Genomic DNA, 16,381 nt, shown 5'->3' on the forward strand with positions numbered 1-16,381 from the left:
GTAAAGAAGTAAAAACGCTATTTAGTCTTTTTATCTAGGCCGTTTTCTTTTATAATTAAACAAAATATAAATTAGAAACCCAAGTAGCCAGGCACCAAAAACAACACCAAAAAAGATTCCAATAATCGAGGGATGAAGATAATTGGGTTCATAAAACAATCTGTCCAAAGTTGTAAATTTTTCTTCTAATATCTTTCTGTCAAAGTTATTATTGATTCCGTTGAGCAGTTCATTATTATGATCTTTAAAATAGGCAACCTCTTTAGCAAGCTGTTTAGGAGTAATAGAACTTTGTACTCTATACTTTTTAAGCAAAGTATCCAGTTTCTGAAAATTAGCTACCAACGAATCCGGTTTATATTTATAAATCAGTTTGTATCGTTTTACCGCTGCATCATATTGCTGTTTCTCAACCGGAACTCCTTTTACAGGCTTGTACAAAGAATTGTTCTCTACAAATATGCAAATATCTACATCATATCTCGGGTCAACGGTTCTGCCCTTATAAATAATTTCAGTACTGTCTTTTATTATATTCTTCTTAATTATTCGATCCAGAAGTTCTTTTTTACCAAAACCAATGCTGTCCAATATTGTGCCCGCTGCATTCGAAACTTTATTTAAATCTGTTGTCAGCATTTTCAAAGTATCAATACTGTAATATCTATAGTCAACACTATAATAGTTACCCGAAATCAAAGTGCTGTCGACAACCTCAATAACCGGATAAGGTTTCGGATATAGAATATTAAGCGGATTAAATAATTTCTCTGAGCTATAAGATGTATAATTATACAAAAACGGATTCAGGACATTCAGCAGCATTTTGTCCTTATTGAATTTTGCTTCAGACAATTCCGATTTCAATTTTGCATTCATACCAAAACTATAACTGAGAAAAAATGAAAAACTCAAAAAAGAAACCAACAGCAATACACCGCCAATTTTAAGCAAATTTGCAAAAGAATAATTTTGTTTGGAATGATTTTTTAATAAAAAAATCAGAAAAATGAGTAGAAATAAACCGGTAACAAAAAATTGGGAAATCGAAACATCATCATAAAATTTAAACCTGTAGAACTCTGTATTGATATAGATATTTCCTATGCCATCAAACTTGAAATAGCCGTATAAAAAATACCCTAAATGAATCAACAATAGCACTACAAAAGACTTAACGAAGAATTGCTTTAATTTTTTATCCATAATTGTTTTCAGATTATACTTTCAAATATAAAGAATCAATTTTAAATATCAATAGCAATGGCAATTACAACTACAACTAAAAAAATGTGATTACAGAATCAAAGGCAAAAAATGCACTGCTGTGCGCCCATACAGAAAACCTTTTGAGACCAAAAAAATTTACTGTTGTTAGACCCGACAGGTTTTAAAAACCCGTCGGGTTTATATTGAACACAAAAAAAAGACGCACTGCTCGCTTCTACAGAAAAACTTTGAGCTTTCTTTTAAACCTTTAAACCTTTCAAAAGAAGCCCTACTTAACCTCAAATCCTTCTTTTACGATTTCTTTCTCTACTTTATTTATTAGTTTATTTGTTTTACCGGTAAGTCGCTCTTTTTTCCAATCGCCTTTTGCATAAATAAGCATTGTCACAATTGCAGTAATAACGGTTGAAACAGGGAAAGCCCACCATATTCCGACTGCTCCAAGTGAGGTATTATGCGATAAAATATAAGCCAGCGGAAATTGCAGAACCCATTGCGAAACCAATGTTAGAATCATAGGAAGCGTTGTATTTCCTACCGCTCTAAAAACACCTAACAAACACATTTGAAGTCCCAAAAATCCCCATGACAAACACGTAATTCTCAGGAAAGTTGTACCTCCCTCGATAACTGCGGGATCATTTGGTACGAAAAAAGCAATTAAATGTGGCGCAAAAGCATATGCTATTATTCCAATTCCGGTTAATAATCCAAAACCTAAATAAGCACCTAATTTTGCTATTTTTCCGGCACGAAGCATATTCCCGGCGCCAATATTTTGTCCTACCAAAGTAGCAATTGCCATAGAAAGTCCCAAGGCCGGAATCATAATCAACTGAATCAGGTTAGAGCCGGCTCCATAAGAAGCAACCGTTGTTGTGCCAAAATGTACGATCAAAAAAGTAATGGCGGTTAATCCAATCGCACGCATCGATTGTTCTATTGAAGATGGAAAACCAATTTTAAACGCTTTTCTTATATGCTTAAAATCTGGTTTAAAATCTTTTAATTGCAAATGAATACCATGTTTTCCTCTAAACAAAATGACAAAACCAATGATGATTGCCAGGCTCTGAGTAGACAAAGTTGCCAGAGCTGCGCCTTTTACCCCCATTGCAGGAATAAAATTCCATCCAAAAATAAACAACGGATCTAAGGCAAAATTTAGAATTACAGTTCCCAATACGATATATACTGGCAAAGTAACACGACCAACGCCTCGCATAACGGACTGAAAAATCATGAAACTAAAACTAAAAACCAGTCCAATAAAAGCAATCTGCATAAAGCCCAGCGCATTATTATAGACTTGTGGTGTGACTTTAAGTAAATATAAAAAATACGGACTCAGCCAATATCCAATAAAAGATAGCACTATAGATACTGTAATAACCATTAATAATGTTTGAGCAGCAACATGATTGACCATTTCCTGCTGTCCTGCACCAAAATATTGTGCGATAAGTATAGATCCGGCAATTGCCAATCCGGTTCCTAGAGCAATCATCAGAAAAATTACAGGTGTACTTACAGAAACTGCAGCAACGGCATCTCCGCCCAAACGTCCCACCCAAAAAGCATCAACCAATTGATAAGCAGCTTGTAGTAAATTAGCAATCATAATTGGCACAGCCAATTTTAATAATGAAGAAAGTATCGGACCTTCTAATAATTCAGTTTTATTCATTTTGCATTTTTTGTTTTTAATGTTTTTTTATACCACGGATTGCACAAATTTTCATGAATTGCATTTACTTCTTCTTCTGTATAAAAATTCGGGCTAATTTGTGTAACTCGTGGCGAACTTTTTTTAGAGAATAAAAAATTCCTCGAAAACCAGCCTAATTCATAAAATCATTGTACTGTTTTAAAGCGTATCCAATTTATCTGCATAACCTCTGATTGTTTCTAAAGCTTCTGTTCTTTCTTTAACTGAAAAAACGGCCAAAACCTCATCTTCTGATCGTTTCATTAAGAGCCGAATGCTTTTTGCCAGACTAATTCCTTCTTCCGTGAGGCTTACGATATTTTTACGCTTGTCTTCTTTATCTTTCTGAACGTTCACTAAAACTTTTTTTTCAAGTGCATTTATACTTCTTAAAATAGAAGATTTGTCACGCATTGTAATATCAGAAAGTTCTCTTTGAGAAAAACTCTTTCGTTGCAAAATCATAATTATCGGAAGTTGTTCTAACTGTAAATTTATTCCGGCTTCATTCATTAAGGCATTTGTATGACGAAAAATAGTTCGTTTCATTCGATGTATCTGAAAGAAAAAACTCTCTGAAATTCCATCATTAAAAGTATTAAAATCTTCTTCATTTTTTTCCATAGGACAAAATTACAAAAAAGAGTGACATGTCAACTAATTTTAACAAATCACATAATTCATTGATAATCAGTATTTTTATTCAAATAAAAAATATAAAAAATAAAAATGAGTGATTTTTTTTGTTAACTTTAAGTGTTAAAAATTTATCAATAAAATTTAAAAATAAATCCAATGAAAAACTTATTTTATTTTTTGATAGTCTCTCTTTTTTGTCTCTCGATTCAAGCTCAAACCACTTCTGAAATCCCAATCGAAAATTCCCTGCCTGCTATACAAAATGATAACTCAGAAAATCCGCAGGATTATGACGCCACAGATTTACCCTGGCATGATAGACGATTTAAAGTAACTGCCGGAGCTTTTTTTCCTGTAAATAATACTGAAATTGAAGTAGGTACAAACAATGGAAACAGAGGTACAAAAATAGATCTCGAAAATGACTTAGGATTCTCAAAATCAAGCGCTTCCTTTATGGCAACATTTGACTGGCGTATTTCAAAAAGATCGAGATTAGGTTTTGAATATTTTGCTTTAGACAGAAGTTCTACCAAAACTCTGGAAAAAGACATCACTTTTGGAGAAAATACTTACCACATAAACACAAGAGTAACCGCGTTTTTTGATGTTCAGATTGCCCGGATTGCTTACGGTTATGCCTTTTTAGTAAAACCAAAATATGAAATCGGTTTATTAATAGGTGCCCACGTACTTTTTACAGATCTGGGGCTACGCGTTGATGCCAATCAGGCTGTAACAGAATACAGAGATAGTTTTAATTTCACGGCTCCATTGCCTGATGTTGGAATCTGGGGCGAATTTGTCCTGACAAAACGTTTTGGCTTGTATGTGAATGCAAATTATCTTGCTTTGAAAATTGACGATATCGATGGGCGAATTATTAGCTATAATTTATCCCTTTTATACAATGTACACAAAAACTTTAGCCTTACCGCCGGATATACGGGACTAAATTTTAAAGTTGATGCCGTAGAAAAAAGACTAAACGGTTTTTTAAAATGGGGATATAATGGTCCTACTCTCGCAGCAGCCTATACTTTTGGCGGACACATAAAGCTTAATAAACATTAGAAAGTTAAATTACAATTGTTCATAATTTTTTCATTTTCGACCACGGGGAGAGTACTTGATTCCAAATAAAAAATCTGTTTTATCCGCGTTTTCGCAAAGCGAATCAGTCAAGTAATAGCATAAAAATCACACAATTAGAGTATTCAATTCTAGATTACCTTTGTCAAAGTTTAAAACCAAGAGTGTAAGGAACTTTATTTTATGCATTGAATGTCTCTATTTTAGCAGGATCCCCACCACAATGTATTACTATTTGTTGAATGATTTCATTTTGTAATTGATTACAAAATGAAATTTTGGGGATCTTATATCCTTTTAATTCATTTAGTTTTATATAACTCAAGAGCAAGATTGATGCAATTAAAATAATATATATCATTACCTGAATTCCATTCCACTGTCTTGAAAAATAGTGCTTAAAATTCATTTCTTGCTTTATAAATCTAAAGAAACGCTCAATGTCCCAACGCTTTTTATAAATTTCTGCTATTTGATCTGCCGTAAATTCTTCTTCTGGCAAATTGCTTAAAAACAAGATCTTCTCTCCATCAGATTTTAATATCCCTTCCACTAATCTAAAAACTATTTTAGTCTTTTTTTGATTCGAGTAAAGATAAACCCTGCTATGTTTTGTTAATTTAAGAATATCATTTTCAAAATCCAATGGAGTGACCTTACTGCCTTTCTCTACTTCATATTTAGATGATTTATAAATTCGGGTTACAAAATATTTATCATCAGTAGAGAGATCAACCATTGTTTTTCTATTCTTCATTCCACGATCAAAAACGGCAATATCTTTTTTGTTGGCTATGTGCTCTTCTAGAATATTGCCCAAAGCCAAATCTTCACTAATCATTTTTTGATCCTTGTGAAACTTTACATTAAAGGGCAATTCATTAAAACCAATTGTAAATTTTATACTATTTTTGCCCTGTTCTCCTTTTTTGTTTTTCTGCCCATTTCGCATCCCGAAACTTAACAAAGAAGCAGATAAGCTTGTAATTGTGGAATCATACAAACTTAATTTGATCTTATCTTTATCATTGAGTTTATCCTGAAAAACAGTAACGGTGTGCTGATAAAGTTTTTCGAAATACTCAACGTTTATTTTTCCTATTCTCTCTGCAATACTGCTGTGACTTACACTTTTATCTTTGGGAATTTGAGCATATTTACAAAAAAAATGATTCTCATAAAAATTCTCAAATACTCTAGAGCTGGCTCTATTTTCATTTAAGACTCCAAAAACACAAAGTTTAAATAATTCCTTGCCTTTTAGTTTTTTAGCATTCCAGTCAACCATAGTTTGCTGAGCAAAAAAATCAAGTTGATCTTCTGAAATATAATTTAATATTTCTTTTACTTCTGTTCTGATTTGCATTTTCTGATAGATTTATAAATACAGAAAATAAAAATAATAGTTTTTTACAAAAGTTCCTTACACTCTTGGTTTAAAACTTTGACAAAGGTATCAACCAAACTTATAATATCTTACCTCAACTTATATGGTAAAAAAATAAAAATAACAAACCCGATACTTTTTTTCAAAATATCGGGTTCATTGCACCAACTTAAACTTAACTCAAAATAAAATCAAACTAACTTATTTCTCGATTGGAGTAAATTTTATAGCTGTTCCTCCGCCAGCTGCCAATTTAAGATCAAATACCGTTTTGTTATTTACTTTCTGTTTTGAAATCGTGACAGGATATGGGTTTGTTTTATAATTTGCTCCCGCTCCATCAGCATAAATTTCAGCTTCATACTCTTTTTCAGCATCTAAAAACGTCAATGCTACTTTTAGATTTCTGGCATAGCTGTTTGTAATAGAGCCCAAATACCAATTTTTCTCGTCCCAGTCTTTACGCACGATTGTTGTATATTCTCCTATTCTGGAATCTAAAACTTTAGTGTCTGACCATGTACAGGGAACATCTTTGATAAACTGAAACTCCGGTTTTCCTTCGTAATTCTCCGGTAAATCTGATGCCATTTGCAACGGACTGAAAATGATAACATACAATGCCAATTGATTGGCTAAAGTTGTTTGCACTCTTGCTCCGGAAGGTGTTTTATAATCAAAATTAAAATTCCCTGGTGTATAATCAAACGGTCCTGAAAGCATTCTGGTAAAAGGCAAAGTCGTTAAATGTTCCGGAGTATTTCCGCCATCAACAGACCAGGCATTGTATTCTTGTCCTCTTCCGCCTTCTTGTGTCATAAAGTTTGGATAGGTGCGCTGCAATCCTGTTCCTTTTATAGGCTCGTGATTGTCGATCATGATATGATATTTAGCCGCTGTTTCCATTACTTTTCTGTAATGACGTGCTCCGTATTGGCTATCATGCCATTCTTTTTTATCCAGATATTTATTTACATAACCCGTTTTTACGGTATTTACGCCCATTTTCTGATACAATTTAAAAGCATCTTCTAGCTGGCTTTCGTAATGTTTTGTAGCACCTGCCGTTTCGTGGTGCCCTATTAGACGAACATTTTTTATGGCTGCATATTTTGTAATTTCTTCCAGATTAAAATCAGGATATGCTTTTACAAAACTAAAAGAAGATCCGTCAGCGGTCCAATCGCCATCCCAACCTTCGTTCCAGCCTTCTACAAGAACTCCGTCTAAATTATTTTTGGCAGCAAAATCAATATATTCTTTTGTATTTTTAGTTGTCGCACCGTGTTTTGGTCCTTGTCCCCAAGTGTATTTTTCCAGATGCATTCCCCACCAGATTCCAATATATTTTGAAGGTGTAATCCAGGAAAGATCTTCAATTTTTGAAGGTTCATTTAGATTTAGCATAATGGTCGAAGTCGCAACTTCTCCCGGATTTTTTCCTACCACAATTGTTCTCCAAGGAGTTTTAAAAGGTGTTTGGGCATATACTTTTACGCCATTTTTCCAAGGCACCAATTCGCTTTTGTATTGTTTATCATTTGTTTTCAATAATGTCATTGAAGTGAAATCCGTTAGATTGGCTTCGTGAATTGCTACAAATAATTTTTCTTTTGTTTCAAAAGTCGCCGGTGTATTGATCGTATCAGTTTTACTTGTTGGCGTTTTACGGTAGGTACTTTCATAATAACTGTTTTCACGGTGCACGGGAATCCACCAAACATCATTATTTGATTTGAAAGTAAATTGAGTAATCTCATTGGATATTTCAACTTTATTTAAATGTGGCTGTTTTGGAAATTCATATCTAAAACCAACTCCGTCATCAAAAACCCTGAAGATGATATCAACCAAACGTTCTTCTCCTTTTGACTCTTTCAAGTGAACAATTAGTTCGTTATGGTGATCTCTTACTTTTTTGAATTCTCCCCAAGGTTGTTCCCATGTTTCGTCTGCTGATTTTTCTTCGGTGGAAACCACTTCAAAACCGTCGGTCATTTTTTGGATTCCTTTAAATTCAAATCCCATTAAAGAAGGTTCTATAACTGATTTTCCGTTTGCTGTAAAACTATATTGTGGCTGACCTGTGGGGGTTAATTCAAAAACTAATTCAGTATTTTTTCCCGGAGAGCTTATTTTATATGTTTTTTTAGTACTGCATGCAACTAACAATATTGATGCTAAGGCGATTAGACAGTATCTATATTTTATGTTTTTCATTATTTAATTGTATTAATTACAACTCTTTATTTAATTTCGTTTAGTAACTGTTTTGCTTTTGCTGGCTGCATGGAAACAAAATAATTAAAAGCCTGATCTATTTTTTTCTGGGCATCGGCATTGCCTTTTTTATCCATTCGCAGATTGTACATTTTACTGATATCAGGAAAAACAGTTTCGGTACTTTTTACACCGGCAAATGCTTTTACTTTTTCGATATAAGTATAGCCAAATTCTACTGTTGGTTCGAACATTGTTCCTTCTCCAAAGTCATTCCAGGTCACCAATTGCAGGTAATTGACATTGGCATTTTTTGCCAGAGAAAGTGTTTCATCCAGAGTTGCTCCGTTATTGTGTTCTATAGTCCAGCCAATTGCTGCTCCACCGCCGCCTTCGGCATAAAAATCTTTAAAACCGGGATAAGCACTTCCCATTGCAACGCCCAATTTTGGCATTGTATTGGTGTAAAAATTTGTAAGCGTGGTACTGTTTTTATATACCCAGGCATATTCTCCTGAGGCATTGTCTCCCGCGTCTGCAGATTCGCCCCAAAGGGTTAAAAAAGTAGGTTTTACGGTTAACGTATTAAAAACATTTGTCCATTCAGCCGGTGTCTGCAATACAATTGGTCCGAAATTAAGCAACAATGGTTTTCCATTTATTTTGATATAATTTTTATCTCCAAAATAATTGGTTTGCAAATAAGCTAAGTCCGTTTTTGCTGCACCTGTAACTGAAATCGCTTTTCCTGCATTTACTACATTGGGCAAAAATCGATCTTCATAAACAATAGCATATTCTAGTCCTACTTTGTTTAACATGGCTATTAACTGTTCTGTGTTTTCCTTTACCATTCGATAATCGTTTACATCAAAAGTGCCATACCAATCGATCAAAACACCATCGATTCCTGAATATTTCATCAATAATAAATGATTTTCAATCACATTTTTATCGCCTGAATGATAGGGACCAATTAGCGGATAATAGTACGACGCAATTTCTCTGCGATTGTTTGCACCAATGTTATTTGGATTTTTGTTTGCCATTGTCCAGTGATATCCCCATTTTTTATCGGCACTACTTTCATTGGTTTCAAACCAAGACATATAATGAACATAAATTTTGGTGCTATTTGTTTTTTCAATCGCAACAGGTTCAAATGTTTCCGGTTCTGTAGGTTTATCAGAATTTTTATCATCGCTGCTACAACCTGCGGCGACTAAAATATTCATGATCCCAAAAAACAATAATGTGATAGATCTTTTCATATTGATGTGTTATTTGTTTTATTTTTTTGCCACAGATTAAAATGATTAGAAAGATTTTTTTTTAATTATTTCATGTAGATGAATTGTAATTATATCAAAACCAAATCTGCTTTAATCTGCTCAATCTGCGTGAAACTTTTTTAATCATTTTAATCTTCTAATCTGTGGCTAAAATTATTTCACGCAGATTGAGCAGATTATTTTTTTTGCCACTGATTAAAAAGGTTTCCATAGATTTTTTTAATCATTTTAATCCTCTATAATTTGTGACTAATTTTTTCTCGCAGATTTTGCAGATCTGGCAGATTTATTTTTTTTGCCAATGATTAAAAGATTTTTAATTCTCAATTTTTAATTCATAAGTTTCATTCATATAAAAATATGTCAGCCTTCCACGACTAACCAACACGGAAGACTGACATTCAAGAACCTAATACCCAGGATTCTGTACCAGGTTTTTATTTGTAGTTAAAACTGTGCTTGGAATTGGAAAAATTGCTCTGTACTTTTCAGTTGTTCCTTTTTCCCACCATGTCTTGAAGAATGTTCCAAAACGGATGTTATCTGTTCTTCTTCTTCCTTCAAAAGTAAATTCCTTAAGCAATTCTTTATCAATAAAGTCAAGATCGATCAGGGTTGGCATTTCTTCTCCGGCACGAGCTGTAATTTGTTGAACAAATGGTTTTGCCAAATCTGCAGATCCCAGACGAACATAACATTCAGCTTGCATCAATAAAATTTCGGCATAACGAATCAATACAAAATCATTATCACGTTCCCATTGATCACCTGCTTTCATTTCATATTTTCCTAAACGAACTCCTTGGTTTTCTTTGGCATCAGCAACACTGGTAACTTCTTCTGTATATGTTAACGGTTCTCCGTTATCCATTACAATAACCTGACCTGTTGCAACACTAATCTGATCTCCGGCCACCATACATTTTCTTCTTTTATCTGTCTCGGCAAAAGCAGAATATACGCCTGGTTGAGCACACATTCCGTTCGCACTCCACGGAAAATCATTTCCTGATGCCGAGATCGTCAATTTATGTAAATAATGGCACGACATTGAGCTCATATAATTACCTACTGTTCCTGCTTTTTGATCGTAAGGAATTGCGAAAATAATCTCTGGTGACTTTTCATTTTCTTTTGCAAAATTGGCAAAGAAATCGGGTGTCAAAGTATATCCGGTAACTTTCTGGCACATATTGATGCAATCCTGCCAACGGGCCGTACCTATAAAAGCTTCTGAATTTAAATACAATCTTGCCAGTAAAGAATAGGCTACATTTTTTGTCAATTTAGAATACACCACATTTGAATTTAAATATGGAATAGCATCCAGCAGCTCTTTTTCTACAAAATCATAAACTTGTTTTCTGGTAGAATTTGATGGTAAAGAAGTATCCTCAAAATTGACTACAATTGGCACATTACCAAATGCATCTAAAAGGTTGTAGTAATAATAAGCTCTCAACGATTTTAGCTCTGCATAAATTGGAGCTTTTGCTGCATCTGTCAATGGCGATTTATCTACTTGGTAAATAATCGAGTTGATTTTGGCAATTCCGGTATAATTGTAACGCCAGGCCGAAAGAATCAAACGATTATCTGCCTTCCAGGTGTGCTTTTGTATGTCCTGATATTGACCTCCATCATACCAGTTGGTTCCTCTTGTTGGAATCGTCGCTTCGTCTGAAGCTGTTTCATTCAGGAAAAATACATACTCACTTGTTGGATAATTATTTGATATTCCGTCTGCAAATCCTCTTAACGAAGAATAAGCTCCTCCCACTAATGCATCAACTTCTTTTGGAGTATTTCCAAAATTGCCGTCTTCTACTCTGTCATATAAATCTTCATTCAGATTGGTACATGATATCGTAAAAAGCACGCTCACTAATAGTGCTGCTGTTATTTTGATTTTCATTTTTTATATTTTTGAGTTAATCGCTTAGTTATTTAGCGTAAAATTTAATCCTACAGAAATCGTAGTTGGTCGGGGATAATTATTATATCTGTCAATTCCGGGAGCTGCTAATCCGGTTAAATCCATTACTCCAGTCTGATTGATTCCGTCTTGTGCATTTAATCCAATTTCAGGATCTACGCCTTTATACTTTGTAATTACAGCAAGATTTTCTCCCATAAGATAAATTCTCAATTTTGAACTTTTGTATTTCAAAGGCATAGTATACCCAACAGAAACATTTTGAAGCCTGAAGAAAGAAGCATCTTCGATCCAATAACTGGAGTATTTTGGAGCAGATGTAATGCCGCTATTTAGAAAATCATCAGGAACATTAAAACTTGGTAATCTGTTAGGATCGTTCAACATCATGTTGGTTGCATTCAATGCTTTTTGACCAAACATTCCGTATCCTGTCACACCTAAATCAAAATTTCCGTAAGCAAAATTCATTCCGATACCCATAGTCAAATCAGGCTGGATATTTCCTAAATCTCTTTTGTCACCATCTACTAAAACATTATCTAAAACTTTGTCTCCGGCAGCATTATAGTATAACATTTTTCCATCGGCACCAAGTCCTGCGCTTTGAAAGCCCCAGAAAGTTCCAACTGCATAACCTTCGGCAATAATTTGAGAATATTGTCCTGACATACCTGCTAAACCATGCAAAGATCCACTGTAAATTACATCAGTTTTATAAGTAGGATTGGATAATTTTTCTATTTTTTGAACGTTGTGACCTAAAGTCAAATTAGCGTTCCATGAAAATTTATCTCCTTTTATGATATCAGCATTCAAAGTAAGTTCAACTCCTTTGTTGGACATTTCGCCAACATTTGCCAACATTGTTCCAACTAAATAAGGAGGCTGAGGCACTTCGTAAGTATATAATAGATCATCAGTGTTTTTTATATAATACTCAAATGAACCTGTAATTCTGTTGAACAAACTAAAATCTACACCAACGTTTAATTGTCTTGTTGATTCCCATTTTAAATCAGGGTTCGGATTTTGTTTTGGTGAATATGCCAAACTCCAGGTTCCTGTCTTTGGATCGTAGTAACTATCATTACCAACTCCTAAAATCGAAAGTGATTTGTACTCTCCAATTCCGTCCTGATTACCTGTAACTCCATAACCTACTCTAACTTTAAGATTGTCTAACCACCCTTTTGTTGAGCTCATAAATTCTTCGCTTGAAACTTTCCATGCCGCAGATGCTGATGGGAAAGTTCCCCATTTATTGTTTTCTCCAAAACGGCTGGAACCATCCCTTCTTACAGTACCTGTAAGCAAATATTTACCATCGTAAGAATAATTTGCACGGGCATAAAACGAAACCAAATCTGATTTTCCTTTATAAGAATACACATCGCCCAAACGATAATTATATCCCGCTCCTAAATTGTTTGAGGTAAAAGCATCTGTTACAAAACCACTACGCTGAGCACCAAAACCTTCGTAAATATTCTCTAAGTAAGAATATCCTGCAAGAGCACCAATAGTGTGTTTATCAATTACTTTATTGTAATTTACATAAATCTCGCCTTGAGCATTTGCAAATTCTGCATATGTTTTTTGAGCATAACCGTTTTCAGTTGTCCCTTCCATAACTGCATAACTTGGTTTGTAAGTACTACCTTTTACTGCATTATGTTCGTATGAAATGTTTGCTACAGCAAGAAAGTCTTTTGCAAACTTTACTTCGGTTTTAAAATACCCTAACAATCTGTGTCTTTCGTTATCAACCGTTCTGTTGGTTAAAATCTCTACTGGATTTTCGTAAATATTTCCGGAAACAGCTGAAAATTTGCCATTAGCATCATATACCGGAATTGTTGGATTTAGATTATAAGTACGCTCAAAAATTCTATAATCCATAGGATGCCACTTATCAACATTGGCAAATAACCCCATATCGAATTTCACCTCTTTATTATCTCCTAAATATTGATAAGCATTAACGTTTCCACTTAATCTTTCTAAACCTGTTTTTTTAATAACTCCCTCATTATTCAGGTACGAAAGTGATGTTCTAAAACCACTGTCAGCTTTTCCTGAATTAATACTTAAAGTATGAGATTGTGAAATTGCAGTTTGTTCAATTGCTTTTTGCCAGTTTGTATTTCCGCCATAATCAACAGCATCTTTATTTCCTGTACTGCGAACATAACCTCTCCATTGATTGGCTGATAAAAGATCTAAATTATCTGTTACATAACCCACACTTGATAAACCGGTGTAGGTAACTGAAACTCCTTTTGTACCGGATTTTGTTGTAATGATAATAACTCCGTTTGCTCCTCTTGATCCGTAGATAGCTGTTGCCGAAGCATCTTTTAGAACATCTACTGATTTAATATCAGAGGGCTGAACGATATTAATATCAACTCCTGCAATACCATCAACTACAATAAGCGGACTGTTGCTTGCTGTTAATGAAGTTCCGCCACGTAAACGTATAGTAGAACCTGCTGCAGGATCTCCCGAAGGACGAATAATATTTAATCCCGCTACTTTTCCCTGCAAAACCTGCTCTGTAGAAGAAAGTGTTCCTTTTACTAAATCATCTGCCTTAAGACTTGAAATTGCTCCTGTTAAATCTGATTTCTTTTGTGTTCCGTACCCTACAGAAACTACCTGAACTTCAGCAAGCATATAACCGTCATTTTGCAAACGAACATCTAAATTTGGTTTTGTTGCTGTAGTGATCTGAACTTTCTGAGTAGTTGATCCTATAAATGAAACTTCGATAGAACCTCCTACGGCTACGGCTAAAACAAATTTTCCGTCAAAATCTGTTGTGGTTGCATTTCTGGTTCCTACCTCAATTACCGTCGCTCCCGGTAATACACTTCCCACATTATCATAAACGGTACCTGATACCTGCTTTTTTTCCTGAGCAAACATTCCTGCCGAAAGAAAAAGCATGAAAATCATGAATACCACATTTTTAGTAGTCCACATTTGATGCAGGACTATTTTTTTATTTTTACTATTCATATGTAGTTATTTATTGTTTTTATCGGTCATATGCAATTCACATAGCCATTATTGGTTTTAGACCAAATTTTAGGTTATGCTCATTTCATTAGAATTGATGTTTTAATTTGATAGTGAATTATTTGTCTAAAGTTTTAAGAGGAATCGTGGTATCCGAAATCGTTTTGTCTTTATTATCTTTTACCAAAACATGAATTTCATTTAAATTAGGAACATCCTTAAGCTCTGTAACCAGATTGACAAATCCTTTTATTTCTGCCGTTCCTCCGGCAAACTCACCCTGAATTACTTTGCTTCCGGCTGTAATTGTATAGATCAATTTGTTTACACCCGACTCATTATTTTTTCTTGACATTCCAAGAAAATCTTTTTGACTGATTTGCAACGGAAAAAATCCAAAAACTGGCGGTGGAGGTGGCACAAAAGCTCCTGCGTATAAAACCTGATCCGGAGTTGTACCTGCCCAATTATCTTTTACCATCAGGAATACTAAATTTTTCATTTCGTAACCATCCGGTGTATTGTAATAATCCTTAGGAACTAAATCCATTTTATAAAAACCGTTTCCTAAATCTTTCAATTTTGTTTTTTCGGCAATTTCTGGTTTCGATGCTTCATACATTTGCTGAACGTCCCAATCATTCAATCCGCTATGTATGTGAACACTTGTTGCTCCCGCAAATTCCGGAATTAGATTAGCATTAAACAAAATACTTACTCCTTTATCAATTGTTGGTTTGGTCGGATAAGCTCTGATCAGCTCATTAGCCGTGTAAAATGAGGAAAAATCAGTATAAGCTATATTTGCTACTTCACTTTGTTTTGATCCGTTTTTATTTTTTATACGAAGCCAAAATCCATCACTTGCAGCAATTTGAGCTGCGGTTTTAGAAAAATATTGTGTTGGAGTCAAAGTAAAACTCCAGATTTTGTCTTTGACGTGAGTCAGTTTTGCAAAATCAGAAGAATTTTCCCAATGTCCTGCATCTGGTTCTGATGGTGACCAAATCCACATGTATAATTCTTCATTTTCAGCATATGTAGTTGCCGAAAGATCAAAAAACCATGTCACCTTTTCATCATATTTGTACACGACAGGAAATGATGATATAGCACCCACAGCTCCTACAGTTTCTTGTGCCTGCATAAAATTAGGAGCCATCAAAAGGGCAAGTAAAATTGTATATATAAATTTTTTCATATTACTTTTTATTTAATAGCAGTTAATTTAAACACATAAGATAGAAACGTAGCCCCTCCGGAAGTACGCGCTAACTGTAATTCCATTTCACCACCTTTACCCGGAATCGAGGTCACTCTTAATTCATCTGTTTTCTGAGTTTTTTGCGCATCGCTATACAAATAAATCTTAACAGCAGTACCCGGCGTTGTTGGCTGAAAGTCTGAACTTAGCTGCCAATAGCCTTTTGGTGCAAAAAGTGCAGGCACATTGCCCGTAACTTCATAACTTGTTGGATTGTTTTTTTCATCTACGCTGAATTTGATTTTAAAATCCTCGTAGTTAAAATAGGTACTCAAGTTTTCTTCGCTTGGTTCGATCTTATTTGCCTTCGCAAAATCATCCACCATTTTCAAATTTGTTAATCCCCAATTTCCACTTACTTTCTCATAAATGGTAATCGGATCAACGTAGCTTCCCTCTTCAGTGTTATCACAGCCAATGGCAAATAAACACATCATAAGAGCTAACCAGTAAATACTTTTACATCTCATAAATTTTGGTTTTTGTTAGTTTTTTTATCCCTTTAAAAGGACAGTACGAAACTAGATGTTAAATAAATCTAAAAAAAAACATCTGTGAAAAATCAAGATAATATCTGAATATATTCAAA

11 protein-coding genes are annotated in these 16,381 nt (G+C 34.3%); 1 reads left to right on the plus strand and 10 read right to left on the minus strand.

Annotated elements, in window-relative coordinates; genetic code table 11:
* Positions 1 to 30: 30 nt before the first annotated feature.
* The 3 genes from QLQ94_RS20155 to QLQ94_RS20165 all read right to left on the minus strand — a co-directional run bounded on the left by QLQ94_RS20155 (position 31) and on the right by QLQ94_RS20165 (position 3,562).
* Positions 31 to 1,206 (minus strand): hypothetical protein, encoded by a 1,176-nt coding sequence (locus QLQ94_RS20155; RefSeq protein WP_271338507.1) that lies wholly within the window; start codon positions 1,204 to 1,206, stop codon positions 31 to 33.
* Between the two features lie 292 nt (positions 1,207 to 1,498).
* Positions 1,499 to 2,917: an MATE family efflux transporter gene (locus tag QLQ94_RS20160; protein ID WP_271338506.1), complete on the minus strand. Its 1,419-nt coding sequence runs from the start codon at positions 2,915 to 2,917 to the stop codon at positions 1,499 to 1,501.
* A gap of 180 nt (positions 2,918 to 3,097) precedes the next feature.
* The gene (locus QLQ94_RS20165; RefSeq protein WP_271338505.1) at positions 3,098 to 3,562 is read right to left on the minus strand and encodes a MarR family winged helix-turn-helix transcriptional regulator; all 465 of its coding nucleotides are present in this window, start codon (positions 3,560 to 3,562) and stop codon (positions 3,098 to 3,100) included.
* A gap of 171 nt (positions 3,563 to 3,733) precedes the next feature.
* On the opposite strand from QLQ94_RS20165, the gene QLQ94_RS20170 reads away from it, so the two are divergent.
* Positions 3,734 to 4,651 (plus strand): hypothetical protein, encoded by a 918-nt coding sequence (locus QLQ94_RS20170; protein WP_271338504.1) that lies wholly within the window; start codon positions 3,734 to 3,736, stop codon positions 4,649 to 4,651.
* Positions 4,652 to 4,850: 199 nt separating this feature from the next.
* Here the strand turns inward: QLQ94_RS20170 and QLQ94_RS20175 are convergent, their stop codons facing one another.
* The 7 genes from QLQ94_RS20175 to QLQ94_RS20205 all read right to left on the minus strand — a co-directional run bounded on the left by QLQ94_RS20175 (position 4,851) and on the right by QLQ94_RS20205 (position 16,262).
* Positions 4,851 to 6,035 carry an IS4 family transposase gene (locus tag QLQ94_RS20175; RefSeq protein ID WP_482497696.1) on the minus strand — a complete coding sequence of 395 codons (1,185 nt, stop codon included), beginning with the start codon at positions 6,033 to 6,035 and terminating at the stop codon, positions 4,851 to 4,853.
* A 222-nt stretch (positions 6,036 to 6,257) separates the two neighbouring features.
* Positions 6,258 to 8,276: a glycoside hydrolase family 97 protein gene (locus QLQ94_RS20180; RefSeq protein WP_271338452.1), complete on the minus strand. Its 2,019-nt coding sequence runs from the start codon at positions 8,274 to 8,276 to the stop codon at positions 6,258 to 6,260.
* A 26-nt stretch (positions 8,277 to 8,302) separates the two neighbouring features.
* Positions 8,303 to 9,547, minus strand: coding sequence for a glycoside hydrolase family 99 protein (locus QLQ94_RS20185; protein ID WP_271338451.1), 1,245 nt, complete (start codon positions 9,545 to 9,547; stop codon positions 8,303 to 8,305).
* A gap of 430 nt (positions 9,548 to 9,977) precedes the next feature.
* Positions 9,978 to 11,483: a RagB/SusD family nutrient uptake outer membrane protein gene (locus QLQ94_RS20190; protein WP_271338450.1), complete on the minus strand. Its 1,506-nt coding sequence runs from the start codon at positions 11,481 to 11,483 to the stop codon at positions 9,978 to 9,980.
* Positions 11,484 to 11,507: 24 nt separating this feature from the next.
* Positions 11,508 to 14,528 (minus strand): SusC/RagA family TonB-linked outer membrane protein, encoded by a 3,021-nt coding sequence (locus tag QLQ94_RS20195; RefSeq protein ID WP_271338449.1) that lies wholly within the window; start codon positions 14,526 to 14,528, stop codon positions 11,508 to 11,510.
* A 118-nt stretch (positions 14,529 to 14,646) separates the two neighbouring features.
* Positions 14,647 to 15,729: a hypothetical protein gene (locus tag QLQ94_RS20200; RefSeq protein ID WP_271338448.1), complete on the minus strand. Its 1,083-nt coding sequence runs from the start codon at positions 15,727 to 15,729 to the stop codon at positions 14,647 to 14,649.
* A gap of 8 nt (positions 15,730 to 15,737) precedes the next feature.
* Positions 15,738 to 16,262: a DUF5004 domain-containing protein gene (locus QLQ94_RS20205; protein WP_271338447.1), complete on the minus strand. Its 525-nt coding sequence runs from the start codon at positions 16,260 to 16,262 to the stop codon at positions 15,738 to 15,740.
* Between the last annotated feature and the right edge of the window lie 119 nt (positions 16,263 to 16,381).

The sequence above is a fragment of the Flavobacterium sp. B114r genome (genome assembly GCF_056824125.1).